This window comes from Streptomyces sp. NPDC048392, assembly GCF_043200575.1.
GTDB lineage: Bacteria > Actinomycetota > Actinomycetes > Streptomycetales > Streptomycetaceae > Streptomyces.
Window position 1 is genome coordinate 111,102 of sequence record NZ_JBICYB010000015.1, and the last position, 14,894, is coordinate 125,995.

The following is a 14,894-nucleotide window of genomic DNA, read 5'->3' on the forward strand; positions in this document are numbered from 1 at the left end:
GGGTGGGCCGGCACGATGGCGCCGGCCTCGGTTCCCCCCGCGACAGTCGACCAGCCGCAGGCCCGGCCCGCAAATGGTGGGGGGTTGTCCGGGCGATTGTTCCCGGCCTATTGTCGGCCCTGCGTGAAAGCGCTTTCTAAGAGACTTGCGCCTGTCGCGCCGATGTCCGAGGAGGACCGCATGGCCCCACTCCCCGCCCGCCGCCGGGTCGCCGTGGTCGGTACCGGTGCCATCGTCACCGGCGGCCACCTGCCCGCTCTCGGCGCCCACGCCGACCGCGCCGAACTGGTCGCCGCCGTCGACGTGGACCGGGCGCGGCTCGACGCCTTCTGCGCGCAGGCACCGGGTGACGTCGCCGGGTACGCGTCGATGGCCGCCATGCTGGACGCCGTACGCCCCGACCTCGTCCTGGTCGGCACGCCGCCGTCCCTGCACCGGGAACAGACGGTGGCCGCGCTCGAGGCGGGGGCCTGGGTGCTGTGCGAGAAGCCGCTGTGCCTGTCCCTCGCCGAGTACGACGACATCGCGGCGGCCGAGGAGGCGTCCGGGGCGTACGCGTCCGTGATCTTCCAGCACCGGCACGGCTCCGGCGCCGCGCACGCCCGCGAACTGATCGCGCGCGGCGAGCTGGGTGCCCCGCTGGTCGCGCACTGCCAGACGACCTGGCACCGCGACGCCGCCTACTACGCGGTGCCCTGGCGCGGACGCTGGTCCACCGAGGGTGGCGGCCCGACCATGGGCCACGGCATCCACCAGTACGATCTGCTGCTCCATCTGCTCGGCCCCTGGGCGGAGATCCGGGCCATGGCCTCGCGGCTGGTCCACGACACCGAGAGCGAGGACGTCTCCACCGCCCTGGTGCGCTTCGGGAACGGCGCCCTCGCCACCGTCGTCAACAGCGTGCTCTCCCCGGACGAGGTGAGCCGCGTTCGCGTCGACTGCGCCGACGCGACAGTCGAGTTGACCCACCTGTACGGGCACCGCAACGACGACTGGACCTACACCCCGGCCCGGCACGTCGAACCCGGACGCGCCGCCGCCTGGCGCACCCCGCGAACCGACGTGCCCAGCTCCCACACGGCGCAGCTGGGCGCCGTGCTCGACGCCTGGGACGCCGGAACCCGCCCGCCCGGCAGCGGCCCCGAGGCCCGCGACACGCTGGAGTTCGCCGCCGCCCTGTACAAGGCGGCGTTCACCGGACGGCCGGTGCTCGCGGGCGAGATCGCGCCCGGCGACCCCTTCTATCCCGCCATGCACGGCGACCACCCCGACTGGGCCCCCGGGAGCGCGCGAAGCGCCTGAGGGGAGGACCCGGCCGTACCGGGTGGACACGCCTCCTGACGCCGGACCAAAAATGCCGTGCTCACCGCCGGTTGGCGCGACAGAGGTGTGAACAGGTGGTTGAGATGCGCATCATCTTGACATGAACCTGCGGCCCGAGGGGCGGGTCGCAGCCTCATGGAGGTGTGGGATGCACCGCAGACCCGCCACCGGACTCACCGCCGCGGCCCTGGCCGCGACCACAGTCGTCGCCACCGCCGCGACCGCCGAGGCCGCTCCCGCCGACAAGGCCCGGGTACTCGCGAGCTGGACGCAGACCAGCGCGTCCAGCTACAGCGCCTGGACCACCGCGCGGGCCAACCGGTCCGCGTGGAGTGCCTACGGGTTCGACTGGACCACCGACTACTGCTCCTCCTCGCCGGACAACCCGTTCGGCTTCCCCTTCAGCACCTCCTGCGCACGGCACGACTTCGGCTACCGCAACTACAAGGACGCGGGCACCTTCAGCGCCAACAAGTCCCGGGTCGACAGCGCCTTCTACGAGGACCTCAAGCGGGTCTGCGCCCGCTACGGCGGTGCCACCGGGACCGCGTGCGACAGCACGGCCTGGACGTACTACCAGGCCGTGAAGGCCTTCGGCTGACGGCCCCCGGTTCACGGCCGGGCACCGGTGCGGCCGCCGCTGCCGCCGCCGCTGCCGCCGGCGCGGCGGTCGTTCCGGCGATTACCGCCTCCGTCTGGACTTCCGACACTGGACGGGGTTCACACCGCGGCGTTCGCGTGCGGGCCGGAGCGGCGCCGGGTGCGCGGGAGCCCGCCCCGACCGCCGCGACGGAGCACACGGGCGGACACGGGCGGACACGGGTACTGACAGTGACAGTGACAGTGACAGTGACGGACACGGCCACGGACACGGACACGGCCACGGCCACGGACGCTGACGGCCACGTAGGGTCGGCGCAGCTCTCAGGCCGTGACGACCCGGACCCCCGCCTCCTCGAACTGCCGCACCAGCTCCGGGTCGGCGGCGCCGTCCGTGACCAGCGTGTCCACCGACTCGGTCGCGCAGATCCGGGCGAACGCCCGCCGCCCCAGCTTGCTGGAGTCGGCGGCCACGACCACCCGCTCGGCGCGCTCGCACAGCAGCCGGTTGATCGCGGCCTCGGCCTCGTCGTGGGCCGCGGCACCGTGCGCGACGTCGAAGGCGACGACGCCCAGCACCGCCACGTCGAGGGTCACCTGGCCCAGCACGCCGTCCGCGAGCGGCCCGATCAGCTCGTACGACTGCGCACGGGCCACCCCGCCGGTCACCACGATCTTGAACTGCGGCCGGACGGCCAGCTCGTTGGCGATGTTGAGCGCGTTGGTGACCACGGTCAGCGCGGGGGTCCCGGAGGTCAGGTCGGCGCGCACGGCCAGCGCGCGCGCCACCTCGGTGGTGGTCGTGCCCCCGGTCAGTCCCACCGCCTCGCCGGGTGCCACCAGGGCGGCGACCGCCTCGGCGACGCGATGCTTCTCCGAGGCGCGGCGAGCGGTCTTGTAGCGCAGCGGCAGTTCGTACGACACCCCGTGCACCACCGCGCCACCACGCGTGCGCACGAGCATCTGCTGTTCGGCGAGCCGGTCGAAGTCGCGCCGGATGGTCGCGGCCGAGACCTCCAGCTCGGTCGCCGCCTCATCGACGTCCAGCCGGCCGCGCTCGACGAGCAGCTCCAGCAGCGCCTTCCAGCGGGCGTCGCGCGACATCCGCGCCTCCGTTCCTCGATCTTCCGCCGACCCTAGCGCACCGCATTCTTCTCTCGGACTGCTTGATTGTGCTCGAAAGCTAGCTATATCTTGCAGGAACAATCAACAAGTCAGCGAGCGGACCGGGCCCGACGGGCCATGGGCGATCGATCGGGGAGTGTGCGACATGACGTATGTCGAGGACGAGCTCAACAGCCAGCCCGAGTGCTGGACGCGCGCCGCCGCGGAGGCGGCACGCCACACGGCGGCGCTTCCGGCGGCGGGGGAGCGGGTGGCGATCGTCGGATGCGGCACCTCGTACTTCATGGCGCAGTCGGTGGCGTCGCTGCGCGAGGACGCGGGGCTGGGTGAGACGGACGCCTTCGCGGCCTCCGAATTCCCGCGGGGCCGCGCGTACGACCGGGTCGTCGCCCTGACGCGCTCCGGCACGACCACCGAAGTGCTGGAGCTGCTCGCGGCGTTGCGGGGCAGCGCGCGCACCGTCGCGCTGACGGCGGACCCTGGGACGCCGGTCATGACCGCCGCCGACGACGTGGTCGTCCTCGACTTCGCCGACGAACGGTCCGTCGTGCAGACGCGGTTCGCGACCACCGCCCTCACCCTGCTCCGCGCCCACCTGGGCCTGCACACCGGCACGGTGGTCGCCGACGCCCGCACCGCCCTCGCGGCCGAGCTGCCCGAAGGACTCGTCGAGCGCACCCAGTTCACCTTCCTCGGCCGGGGCTGGACCGTCGGACTGGCCAACGAGGCCGGTCTCAAGATGCGCGAGGCCTCCCTGTCCTGGACCGAGGCCTACCCGGCGATGGAGTACCGGCACGGCCCCATCAGCATCAGCACCGCGGGCACGGCGACCTGGATGTTCGGCGAGGCCCCCGAGGGACTGGCCGAACAGGTCCGCGAGACCGGTGCGCTGTGGGTGCCCGGGGGCCTCGACCCGCTCGCCGAACTGGTCCGCGCCCAGCGGCTCGCCGTCGCTGTCGCCGCCTCCCGCGGCCTCGACCCCGACCGGCCCCGCCACCTCAGCCGCTCGGTGATCCTCGCCCCCTGACGCCCGCCCCGACACCCGGTAAGGAACAACCGTGCCCCTCGCCACCACCGGTGACCTGGTCGGCCGTGCCGCGGCCGCGCGCTCCGCCGTCGCCGCCTTCAACATCATCACCCTGGAGCACATCGAGGCCGTCGTCGCCGGCGCCGAATCCGTGCGCACGCCCGTCGTCCTCCAGGTCAGCGAGAACGCCGTGAAGTACCGCCACGGTCACCTGCTGCCGCTCGCCCGGGCGGCCGTCGCCGCCGCCGAGGGCGCCGCCGTGCCCGTCGCCCTTCACCTCGACCACGTCCAGAGCGACGGTCTGCTGCGCCGGGCCCAGGATGCCGGGTTCAGCTCCGTGATGTACGACGCCGCCCGGCTGCCGTACGCGGAGAACCTCGCGGCGACCCGTGCCGCGGCCGACTGGGCGCACGCCCGGGGTCTGTGGATCGAGGCCGAGCTGGGGGAGGTCGGCGGCAAGAACGGCGCACCGCCGCTCGACGCCCACGCGCCCGGGGCCCGCACCGATCCCGCCGAGGCACGTGCCTACGTCGCCGACTCCGGCGTGGACGCCCTGGCCGTCGCCGTCGGCAGCTCCCACGCCATGACCACCCGCACCGCGGCCCTCGACCACGACCTGCTCAAAAGACTGGCCGGCGCCCTGGACGTGCCCCTCGTCCTGCACGGCTCCTCCGGAGTCCCGGACGGCGAACTCGCCGCGGCCGTCGCGGGCGGCATCGCCAAGGTCAACGTCGGCACCGCGCTCAACATCGCCATGACCGGCGCGATCAGGGAACACCTGGCCGGCCGCCCCGAAGCGGTCGACTCCCGCGGCTACCTCACCGCCGCGAGGGAAGCCATGGCCCGGACGGTGGCCACGATCATCCAGGTGGTCGCCGGGGCCGCTCCCGCTACTACCTGACCGCCCTCAGCACCACGAACTTCCGGTCGCCCGCCACCAGGTGACTGCTGCCGAACAGGCGCCGCAGCTTGACGTGGTGGCCCAGGTGCCGGTTGCCGACCACCCACAGCTCGCCACCGGGGCGCAGCACCCGCCGCGCCCCGGTGAACATCCGCCAAGCGGTGGCGTCGGTCGTCGCCTGGTGGGAGTGGAACGGCGGGTTGTTGAGCACCAGGTCGACACTGCCGTCCGGCACCCCGGCCAGCCCGTCGCCGACCCGGAACTCCGCGCGCCCCGCGACGCCGTTCTCCCGGTACGTCGCCCGGGCCGAGGCCACTGCCTGGAAGGACTCGTCGGTGAACAGCATTTGGGCGTCCGGATCGGCCAGCGCCACCGCCGTACCGACCACACCGTTGCCGCAGCCCAGGTCCACCACCCGCCGAAAACGCCCCGCGCCCGGCAGATGCTGGAGGAAGAAGCGGGTGCCGATGTCGAGCCGGTCGGCGCAGAAGACCCCGGCGTGACTGACGACGGGCCGACCGGACAGCGGCCCGACGTCGGCGGGGAGCCGGTAGCCGAGCGGCCAGGGGTTGACGGGCCGCTTCAGCGTGAGGTCGGGCTCGGCGAAGATCAGCCGGGCCTTCCGCACGGCCAGTGAGGTCCGGGTCGGGCCGACGATCCGCTCGAACAGCCGGAGCGTCGAGGTGTGGATCTCCTTCACCATCCCGGTGCCGACCACGACCGTGCCCTCGTGCAGCGCGGGCGCCAGCCGCAGCAGTTGGTCCTCCAGCAGCGCCAGGCTCTTCGGCACCCGTACGAGCAGTACGTCGACCCGGTCCGGCGGCGGGTCCTGCGTGGTGAGCAGGCGTACCGAGCCCGGCTCGACGCCGTCGCGCCCCAGGTTGGCCCGCGTCGCCTCCCGCGTGAGGTGCGAGTCGGTGATCTGCACCGGCCGGTGCGCCGCCAGCGCCGTCACCAGCGCTCCCCAGCGGTCACCGACGACCACGACCGTGCCGGACAACGGGGCCTCCCGCTCCGCGAGGTGCCCGAGCAGGTACTCGTCGGAGGCGTCCCAGGCACGGAGCCGGTCGCGCGGGTCCTCGGGGAAGCGGGACAGCAGGTGCTCGCCCCATGGCGTCGTCATACGGTCGCTTCGGTCGTTCATCGTGTGCCCAGGCTAGCCGAGCCGCAGCTCAGCACCGGTCGCGGCCGGGGAGACGGAGACGGGGGCAGGACCGGGGAGACGGACGCGGAAGCAGGATGGGGGACATGGACGCCGAGCTGGGCTGTACATCACGCTCCGGGTCGGTGGCAGTCGGCCCCGGAACGGGCGGATCATGGGAGACTCGCCCTCATGAGCGGCAAGGCGGACCCCCGGACGGCGGGGGAAGGGACCACCTCGAGGACGCGGCTGGACCGGGGGCGTGGTGCGCTCGGACCCGCGTTGGAGCTCGTGCACACCGGACGCGCACCCACCCGGGCCGTCCTCACCGCGGAGCTGGGCGTGACCCGGGCCACGGCCGGCGCGGTCGCCGCCGAACTGGAGGCGCTCGGACTGATCCGGGTGGACGCCCGGCCCGGCGCGGCCGCCGGTTCGCAGGGCCGCCCCTCGCACCGTCTCTCCGTCGCCGAGGACGGACCCGTCGCCCTCGCCGCCCAGATCCACGCCGACGGTTTCCGCGCGGCCCTGGTCGGTCTGGGCGGCCGGATCGTCGCCACCGCGCCCGGCTGCGAGGTCGTCGACGCCGACCCGGCGAAGGTGCTGGGCTCCGTCATCGAGGCGGGCGCGGAACTCCTGCGGGACACCGGGCGGCGCTGCGTCGGTGCCGGACTCGCCGTGCCGTCCGCCGTCGCGGAACCGGAGGGGCTGGCCCTGAACCCGCTGCACCTGGCCTGGCCGGCGGGCGCGCCCGTGCGGCGGATCTTCGCGGAGCAGGTGCGCGCCGCGGGCATCGAGGGACCCGCCTTCACCGCCAACGACGTCAACCTCGCGGCCCTCGCCGAGCACCGCCACGGCGCCGGTCGCGGCGCGCGCGACCTGCTGTGCGTGGCGACCGGTCACCGCGGGGTCGGCGGTGCGCTGGTCCTCGACGGCCGTCTGCACTCCGGCAGTTCGGGCCTCGCCCTGGAGGTCGGCCACCTCGCCGTCAACCCCGAGGGCCGCCCCTGCTACTGCGGCAGCCGCGGCTGCCTCGACGTGGAGGCCGACCCGCTGGCCTTCCTCACGGCGGCCGGCCGCGAGCCTGGGCCCGAGGTGTCCCTGCTCCAGCAGTCGTACGACCTGATCCGCGAGCACTACACCGACCCGGCCGTCCGCACCGCCACCGAGACCCTCATCGACCGCCTCGGCCTGGGCCTCGCCGGACTGGTGAACATCCTCAACCCGGACCGCATCATCCTCGGCGGACTGCACCGGGCGCTCCTCGACGCCGACCCCGAGCGGCTGCGCGCGGTCGTCGCCGAGCGCAGCCTGTGGGGCCAGAGCGGCGGCGTTCCGATCCTGCCCTGCGGCCTGGACCACAACAGCCTGGTCGGCGCGGCCGAACTGGCCTGGCAGCCGGTCCTGGACGACCCGCTGGCCGTGCCGGCGTAGGCATCCGAACGCTGTGCGCCGCGGAGCGTCGAACGGTGGGCCTCAGGGCGCCGGCCGGTCGCCGCCGCCCGCGGCGTGACCGCCACGAGCACGACGTCCTCGTCCCGGTGCACGCCGAGGTGGTCGCGGTACCTCGGCATGAGTGATCAACGGGAGACGGGAGACGGGAGACCGGAGACGGGGAGAGAGGGAGCAGACGCGCGGCTGGACGTACTCCCCGCGAGGTACGCACACTGCCGTCGGCCGTACGACGACCCGGGCCCCTTCACGGGGCGAGGCTCGGAAGCGACACGAGAGACACCGCGACCGAGGAGTTGGACGACATGGAGACCCTGGCACAGTTCGGCGACGGTGGGCCCGGCCCGTGGATTCTGCTCTTCCCGGTGTTCTGGGCCCTGGTCATCGGCGGCGGCGTCACCCTGCTGCGCCGCACGGTGTGGCGCGGGCGCCGCGGCCCCGGGCGGTCGGCCGCGGTCGAGGGCAACTCGCCCATCACCGTGCTCGGCCACCGCTTCGCCTCCGGCGAGATCGACGAGGACGAGTACTGGCGCCGGCTGTCCGTGCTGGACGAGCAGTTCGGCCGGACGGGCGAGAACGGTGCGGCGTGACCACGACGGACGGACTCGCCCCCGCCGCCCCGGTCCGTGGACGCCGTGAAGGCGTACGGCGGTGGCCGCGGCAGCGGGGGGTCACCGCCCGGTCAGCCGGCAACGGCCGACCGGGCGGGAGCGGGTTGGGACCTGCCCAGGTCGATCGCGTGCTCGGCCTCGGCGAACACGGCGGCCGGCACTTCCTCGACCAGCCGGCGCGGCGGGCGCGCCGAGACGGGCGGCGCGGTGACCGGCGCGGCGGTGAGGGCCGCCGGAAGCGTGAACCAGACGACCTTGCCCGACTCGCCGTCCGGCCGGGCGCCCCAGCTCTCGCTCATCGCGGCCACCATGGCGAGCCCCCGCCCTGAGGTCGCGAGGGGCTCGGCGTCGTCCACGACGGGCAGTCGAGGATCATGGTCGCGCACGGAGACCGTGAGCCGGTCCAGGAGGAGTTCCATCTCCACGGTGCACGTCTTGTCGGGCCGGGCATGCAGGTGGACATTGGTCAGCAACTCCGTCACGCCGAGCGCCGCCCGGTCGATCAGGAGATCCATATGCCAGTAGCGCAATTGCGCAGATACGATTCTGCGGACCTGGCCGATCCGCGACGGCAGGGCTTGCAGCTCCACCGTGCAGTGTCTGCTTGGGTGAGTGATCACGGCTGCGACTCCCCGACATAGAGGTCCGGAAGAACACGGAGTTCGGATCCAGCGGGGCGCACGTGGCACATGCCGCCCGCTGTCGTGGCCGGCGGGCTGGTTCGCAGCGTAATCGCCGGTAAACCCAGAGTGACGTGTGACCAGCGTGACGCAAGGGGTGAGGCACCGCAACTTACGGACATCTCTCAGACGCGGCGTCCGGCCGCTCTGCGCACCGCCTCGATGAAACGGCGGGCCGCGGGCGGGCCCGGCTCACCGGGTGCGGGATCCCGTTCGCCGAGGGTCAGCAGATACCGCTTGCCGTCGAGGTCGGCCAGCGCCCGGTCCTGCGGGGCGAACCACGGCCGGGAGGCGTGCACGGCCTGCACCGGCGCGCTGTCTATCTCACTGCCGTAGCTGGTGAGCAACTCCACCCTGCCACCGCTGATCCGGACCGTTCCGGCCCGGGTGAGCGAACGCAGCCGTTTGCCGATCCGCACCCCCGTGGCCCTGAACTCCGGCTCCGCCATGCCGTCACCCCCTCGTGCCCGTCGGTTGCCGGACCGTGCACCGACCGTGATGCTCCCGGTACCGGCTCGTGTCGTGCTCCAGTGTGCGCCCGCGACGGGACCCAGTCCCGCCGCTGGCAGTCTGCCCCCACCGCGCGCGGAGCACCAGTACGCACCGCCCCTTTCCGGAGGCGGCCGGAGCACTCGCGCGAATGCGCCCCCTCACCGTGCCGACCGCCGTGCCCCAGGGACGCCTTTGGGGCACTCAAAGGTGTGTTTATGCAGGTGAGAAGCGTGCGGAAGGTGTTTATGATCGGAGTGTCGGCCGCGCTGCACGCCGTCGGCGCGCAGCCTAAGGAGCCCCCCGAGTGAGCACTGCCCGGCAGACCCGAACCGGCGCCACCCTGGACGTCGACCACAGCGACGCCGCCTACCGCGCATGGCTGAAAGAGGCCGTCCGCAAGGTCCAGGCCGACGCCAACCGCTCGGCCGACACCCACCTGCTGCTGTTCCCGCTCCCGGAACACTGGGGCATCGACCTGTACCTGAAGGACGAGTCGACCCACCCGACCGGCAGCCTCAAGCACCGCCTCGCGCGCTCCCTGTTCCTCTACGGCCTGTGCAACGGCTGGATCCGGCCGGACCGCCCGGTGATCGAGGCGTCCAGCGGCTCGACGGCCGTCTCCGAGGCCTACTTCGCGAAGCTGATCGGCGTGCCCTTCGTCGCCGTCATGCCCCGCACGACCAGCACCGAGAAGATCCGTCTGATCGAGTTCCACGGCGGACGGTGCCACTTCGTGGACGACTCCCGGCGGATGTACGAGGAGTCCGCCCGCCTCGCGGCGGAGACCGGCGGCCACTACATGGACCAGTTCACCTACGCCGAACGCGCCACCGACTGGCGCGGCAACAACAACATCGCCGAGTCGATCTTCCGCCAGTTGCGGCGGGAGCGGTATCCCGAGCCGTCCTGGATCGTGGCCACGGCCGGCACCGGAGGGACCTCGGCGACCCTCGCCCGCTACGTCCATTACATGCAGTACGACACCCGCGTCTGTGTCGCCGACCCCGAGAACTCCTGCTTCTTCGAGGGCTGGACCACCGGCGAACCCGGCGTGGCCTGCGACCGGGGCTCCCGGATCGAGGGCATCGGCCGGCCCCGGATGGAACCGAGCTTCGTGCCCGGCGCGATCGACCGCATGATGAAGGTGCCGGACGCGGCGAGCGTCGCGGCCGTACGCTCCCTGGAACGGGTCATCGGCCGCAAGGCGGGCGGCTCCACGGGCACCGGGCTGTGGAGCGCGCTGAAGATCGTCGCCGAGATGGTGGCGACGGGAGCGCGGGGCAGCGTCGTGGCGATGCTGTGCGATCCGGGGGACCGGTACCTCGACAAGTACTACTCGGACTCCTGGCTCGTCGAACAGGGCCTCGACATCGAGCCGTACACGGCGGCGATCGACTCCCTGCTGCGCACGGGCACCTGGCCCGACTGACACCGGCCGCGGGACTACGGCCGCGTCAACCGCCGGTCCAGCGACGTGACCGCGTCCCGAAAGGCCCGCGCCAGCCCAGGACGCGCCCGGCCGAGCACGAAACGGAACGGCGCCGTGCCGTCCGCCGCCAACGTCCATCGCACCCGCGTACCCGTACCGGCCGGCGCCAGCCGCCACTCCTCGAGCATGGCGCGGGCGCCCGGCGCGTTGGTGACGTCGACGCGATAGGCGTACACCTCCGGCCGCTCGGCCGCCAGCACCGTCTCCACGAAGCGTGTGCCGCCCTTGAGCCGGATCTCGCGCCCCGCGCCCTCACCGATGGGCCGGGCGAACGTCACCGCCGAGAACCACGCGGTCCAGCCGGGCACGTCCTCGGCCAGGGCGCGGAAGACCGCGTCCGGAGCGGCGGAGACCTCCCCTGCGAAGAGCAGACGTACCGGCGCCGTCCCGACGAAGTCGAGACCCACCGGGCGCAGACGGCGAGCCATGGACACAACCCCCTTGTACGAAGCCGCGCGTGCGGACGATCGGCCGGGTGGCGCCACGATAGCCGGGGGCGCGCCGGGTGTCAGCGGGGCCGGGGGGCGCACGCCCGCGCACGCGAGGGTCAGTCGGCCGCTGCCTCCGGCTCGCCCGCCACCACCAGTGCGAGGTGCTCGGCGACCTCCGCGCGGGCGTCCGCCGGCAGACCGGCGTCGGTCACCAGCGTGTCGACCTGCTCCAGCGCCGCGAACGAACTCAGGCCCACCACACCCCACTTGGTGTGGTCCGCGACCACCACGACCCGCCGCGCCGACTGCACCAGCCGCCTGTTCGTCTCGGCCTCCGCGAGGTTGGGTGTGGACAGGCCGGCCTCGGCCGATATCCCGTGCACGCCGAGGAACAGCGCGTCGAAGTGGAGCGTCGCGATCGCCTGGTCGGCGACCGGCCCCACCAGGGAGTCGGAGGGTGTGCGCACACCACCGGTGAGCACCACCGTCGCCGCGCCCTGCCGCGCCCCCGACGCGCGCTGCGCCACGTGGAACACGTCGGCCACCCGCACCGAGTTGGTGACCACTGTGAGATCCGGCACGTCCACCAGCCGGTGCGCCAGCGCGTACGTCGTCGTACCGCCCGACAGGGCGATCGCGGCCCCCGGCACGACCAGTTCCGCGGCGGCCCGCGCGATGTCCTCCTTGGCGGTCGGCTCCAGACCGGACTTGGCCTCGAACCCGGGCTCGTGGGTGCTCGCCTCGGCCACCGGGACCGCGCCGCCGTGCACCTTCTCCAGCACGCCCTGCCGGGACAGCGCGTCCAGGTCGCGGCGGACCGTCATGTCCGACACGCCGAGCTTGCGGGTCAGCTCGTTGACCCGGACCCCGCCCCGGCGGCGCACCTCGTCGAGGATCAGGGCGCGGCGCTGCTCCGCGAGGAGGTTCGGATTCTCACTCACGTACGCTTCGGTCCTTTCGCCGCAAACCGTCCGACCCGCCGACGCACTCGCTCCGATGAGGACTTCTCCCCGCATCCGTGCGCGGACGTCCCATCCTCGCACGCCACATTACGGGCCGCGCCACCGCCCGTCCGCCGCGCACACGCCACTCCCGTACCGTCCCCCGCCCCCTCCCGGCGCCACCGCTCACACGGATCGGGGAGATTGCGTGCCAAGGGGTGTACGCCGCTCGCGGAGTGAGGATCCTTGTGCCCGCACGGACAGAGCCGACGGCGCGTCACGGGGGAGTGCGGACAGTGGAACAGGCGCAGGAAGGGGCCGGAGCGGGCGGGGACGACGTCACCGGTCGGCGTGTCGGGACGGACGCGGGAAACGGCACCGCACTTGAGCTCCTGGTGCACGGCGTGGGCGGTACGACACCCGCCGACATGCTCGACGACCCGCGGACCGTGCGGATCACCGGCGACCACATCGCGGCCGTCTTCCGGCGCGCCGAGGACGCCGACGCCGAGTCCCGGCCCGAGGACTACCGGGGCCGCCCGGTGCCCGAGGCCTACGTCTGGTGCAACCTCACCTCGGGCAACGGCACCCGCGCCCTGTGGCTGCTGCTCCTGCCCTTCATGGTGGTCAACCTCGCCCACTGGATGCGGCCCGCCGCACACGGCCGGATCCGCACGGTCCGTCTTTACGGGCTGCTGCTGCGGCTCGCGGGACTCACCCTGACGGTGCTGCTGGTCGCCGCCGCCTGCGAGGTCGCGCTCGACCTCGTGGCCTGGCAGTGCGCGGGTACGCGCGCGTGCGCCGAGCGGCACACCTGGCTGGGCTTCCTGTCGCCGGAGATGTCGGACGGCGGCTGGTGGAGCCCGCCCGGCCGCAGACTCGCCCTCGCGGCCGCGGTGCCCGCCGTGCTGACCGGACTGCTGTGGTACCTGTCGCTGCGCACCTGGCGGGCCTACGAGTCCCAGCAGCCGATGGACCGCGAGAGCGAGCACGAGGACGAACCCGGCCGCACCGCGCTCGGCCGCCCCGGCTTCTGGTACGGGCGCCGCCTGGTGGCCCGGCTGCGCGCCGCGCACACCGCCGCCGGCCTCCTGACCATCGCCGCCGCGGTCGGCACACCGGCGGCCCGCTTCGACCGCCGGGCGGGCGGGCCCGCGCTGCTCGACACGCTGGGATGCGCCCTGGAGGGAGCGCTGGTCGCCGGGGCGGTCGCCATGGTCGCGGTGGTGTGCCGCCGGGGCCGCAGCGAGAACCGCATCGACCGGGAACTCGACGCACACCTCGTACGACGCCTCCCGCTCGCCGCCCTCCTCCTGTTCGTCCTGTCCCTCCTGTACGGCGGCTGGGCCCGCCCGGAATGGACGTCGGGCGGGCGGCTGGCCGGGGACCTGACCTTCGGCGGCATCGCCCTGGCGCAGGGGCTGCTGGTCGTCGCCCTCGCCGTGGTCGCCCACCGGCTCCATCGCAGCCGTCCCGACACCCGGGCCGCGATGCGGGGGCTGGGCGGCCCCGCCGTCGCCATGCTGGCCTGCGCGCTGGGCGGTGTGATGTCCGGCGGCGTCGCCCAGCGCGTCTCCGACTGGATGGACGGCACCGGCTCCTTCCTCGACGGCCCGCCCGTCCTGCTGACCTGGCAGGCGTCCGTCATCCCGCCGCTGCTCGTCGTCGTCCTGCTGATGTGCGCCGCGCTCGCCCGGCACACCCTGCGCCTCGCCCGGGCGGAACGAGACGCCGTGGAACGCGACCACCCGGGGGAGACCGGGGACCACGGCCGTACCCGGCGCATCGCGATCACCCGCGCCCTGGCCACCCTCACCGACCGGGCGCCCCTCCTCGTCGCCGTCACCTCCGCCGCCACCCTGCTCCTCGGCGCGGGAGCCCTGGTGGGTGCCCTGGCGACCGACCAGGTGCCCGGCGAGGCCGCGCGCGGGACGTACGCCGCCGTGCAGGGCGCCGCACAGACCGCGCAGGCGCTCGGCTCCTGGCTGACCGGCCTCGGCTTCATACTGTTCGTCACCTGGGGCAGGCGCGCCTACAAGGACGCCTCCGCGCGGCGCACCATCGGCATCCTGTGGGACGTCGGCACCTTCTGGCCGCGCGCCGCCCACCCCTTCGCACCGCCCTGCTACGCCGAGCGGGCCGTTCCCGACCTGACCTGGCGGATGGCGACCTGGACCCGTGCCACCGGCGGGCGACTGGTCATCTCCGGGCACTCGCAGGGCAGCGTCCTGGCCGCCGCGGCGTCCTGGCAACTGGAACCGTCCGTCCGCAGACGGGTCGCACTGCTCACCTACGGCTCCCCGCTGGAGCGGCTGTACGGCCGCTGGTTCCCGGCCCACTTCGGGCCGGCCGCGCTCGCCTCGCTGCACGCGGAGGTCGACTGCTGGCGCAACCTGTACCGGCCCACCGACCCCATCGGCGGCCCGGTGCGGCTGCCGGGCGGCTCGGGTCCCGCGGTGGACCGCGCACCCCTCAAGGACCCGCTGACGTACGGCCGCACGGCACTGCACCCGCTGCCCGCGCCGATCCTCGGCCACTCCGACTACCGGGCCGACCCCGCCTTCGCCGAGGAGCGCGCACGGCTGCTGGCCCGGCTGCGCCCCGAGGTACCGGCACCGCGCCACACCGGGGGCGCGGCGTCGTCCGTCCCGGCGGCGGACGACGCGGACGGGGGCTGCTAGGTC

General features: G+C 73.7%; 14 protein-coding genes. 8 read left to right on the plus strand and 6 right to left on the minus strand.

Annotation, left to right across the window (positions count from 1 at the left end):
* The first annotated feature begins 180 nt into the window (after positions 1-180).
* Positions 181-1,302: a Gfo/Idh/MocA family protein gene (locus ACGFYH_RS21370; protein WP_393804722.1), complete on the plus strand. Its 1,122-nt coding sequence runs from the start codon at positions 181-183 to the stop codon at positions 1,300-1,302.
* Between the two features lie 169 nt (positions 1,303-1,471).
* Entirely contained in the window at positions 1,472-1,924 is a 453-nt protein-coding gene (locus ACGFYH_RS21375) for a phospholipase (RefSeq protein ID WP_393804723.1), read from the plus strand.
* Between the two features lie 323 nt (positions 1,925-2,247).
* Here ACGFYH_RS21375 and ACGFYH_RS21380 read toward each other — a convergent pair whose 3' ends face one another.
* Positions 2,248-3,027 carry a DeoR/GlpR family DNA-binding transcription regulator gene (locus ACGFYH_RS21380; protein WP_393804724.1) on the minus strand — a complete coding sequence of 260 codons (780 nt, stop codon included), beginning with the start codon at positions 3,025-3,027 and terminating at the stop codon, positions 2,248-2,250.
* A gap of 166 nt (positions 3,028-3,193) precedes the next feature.
* Between ACGFYH_RS21380 and ACGFYH_RS21385 the strand changes: the two genes are divergently transcribed.
* Positions 3,194-4,075 (plus strand): SIS domain-containing protein, encoded by an 882-nt coding sequence (locus ACGFYH_RS21385; protein WP_393804725.1) that lies wholly within the window; start codon positions 3,194-3,196, stop codon positions 4,073-4,075.
* A gap of 31 nt (positions 4,076-4,106) precedes the next feature.
* Positions 4,107-4,976, plus strand: a complete 870-nt coding sequence (locus ACGFYH_RS21390; protein WP_393804726.1) for a ketose-bisphosphate aldolase — start codon at positions 4,107-4,109, stop codon at positions 4,974-4,976.
* Here ACGFYH_RS21390 and ACGFYH_RS21395 read toward each other — a convergent pair.
* Complete coding sequence (locus tag ACGFYH_RS21395) at positions 4,969-6,099, minus strand: methyltransferase (protein ID WP_393804767.1); 1,131 nt, start codon at positions 6,097-6,099, stop codon at positions 4,969-4,971. The two genes, ACGFYH_RS21390 and ACGFYH_RS21395, sit on opposite strands and share 8 nt — an antisense overlap.
* A 210-nt stretch (positions 6,100-6,309) precedes the next feature.
* On the opposite strand from ACGFYH_RS21395, the gene ACGFYH_RS21400 reads away from it, so the two are divergent.
* Positions 6,310-7,548, plus strand: a complete 1,239-nt coding sequence (locus ACGFYH_RS21400) for an ROK family protein (RefSeq protein WP_393804727.1) — start codon at positions 6,310-6,312, stop codon at positions 7,546-7,548.
* Between the two features lie 323 nt (positions 7,549-7,871).
* Positions 7,872-8,156 (plus strand): SHOCT domain-containing protein, encoded by a 285-nt coding sequence (locus ACGFYH_RS21405; protein ID WP_393804728.1) that lies wholly within the window; start codon positions 7,872-7,874, stop codon positions 8,154-8,156.
* A gap of 92 nt (positions 8,157-8,248) precedes the next feature.
* Here ACGFYH_RS21405 and ACGFYH_RS21410 read toward each other — a convergent pair whose 3' ends face one another.
* Together ACGFYH_RS21410 and ACGFYH_RS21415 are read right to left on the minus strand one after the other, a co-directional pair.
* Entirely contained in the window at positions 8,249-8,797 is a 549-nt protein-coding gene (locus ACGFYH_RS21410) for an ATP-binding protein (protein ID WP_393804729.1), read from the minus strand.
* Positions 8,798-8,982: 185 nt separating this feature from the next.
* A complete protein-coding gene (locus ACGFYH_RS21415; protein ID WP_393804730.1) occupies positions 8,983-9,306 on the minus strand; it encodes a hypothetical protein in 324 nt (107 codons plus the stop codon).
* Positions 9,307-9,653: 347 nt separating this feature from the next.
* On the opposite strand from ACGFYH_RS21415, the gene ACGFYH_RS21420 reads away from it, so the two are divergent.
* Positions 9,654-10,778, plus strand: a complete 1,125-nt coding sequence (locus ACGFYH_RS21420) for a PLP-dependent cysteine synthase family protein (protein ID WP_393804731.1) — start codon at positions 9,654-9,656, stop codon at positions 10,776-10,778.
* Positions 10,779-10,792: 14 nt separating this feature from the next.
* Here ACGFYH_RS21420 and ACGFYH_RS21425 read toward each other — a convergent pair whose 3' ends face one another.
* Together ACGFYH_RS21425 and ACGFYH_RS21430 are read right to left on the minus strand one after the other, a co-directional pair.
* On the minus strand, positions 10,793-11,266 hold the full coding sequence (locus ACGFYH_RS21425; RefSeq protein ID WP_393804732.1) for an SRPBCC family protein: 474 nt from the start codon (positions 11,264-11,266) through the stop codon (positions 10,793-10,795).
* A gap of 119 nt (positions 11,267-11,385) precedes the next feature.
* Positions 11,386-12,210 (minus strand): DeoR/GlpR family DNA-binding transcription regulator, encoded by an 825-nt coding sequence (locus tag ACGFYH_RS21430; protein WP_393804733.1) that lies wholly within the window; start codon positions 12,208-12,210, stop codon positions 11,386-11,388.
* 296 nt (positions 12,211-12,506) lie between these two features.
* Between ACGFYH_RS21430 and ACGFYH_RS21435 the strand changes: the two genes are divergently transcribed.
* Entirely contained in the window at positions 12,507-14,891 is a 2,385-nt protein-coding gene (locus tag ACGFYH_RS21435) for a hypothetical protein (protein ID WP_393804734.1), read from the plus strand.
* Positions 14,892-14,894 lie beyond the last annotated feature (3 nt).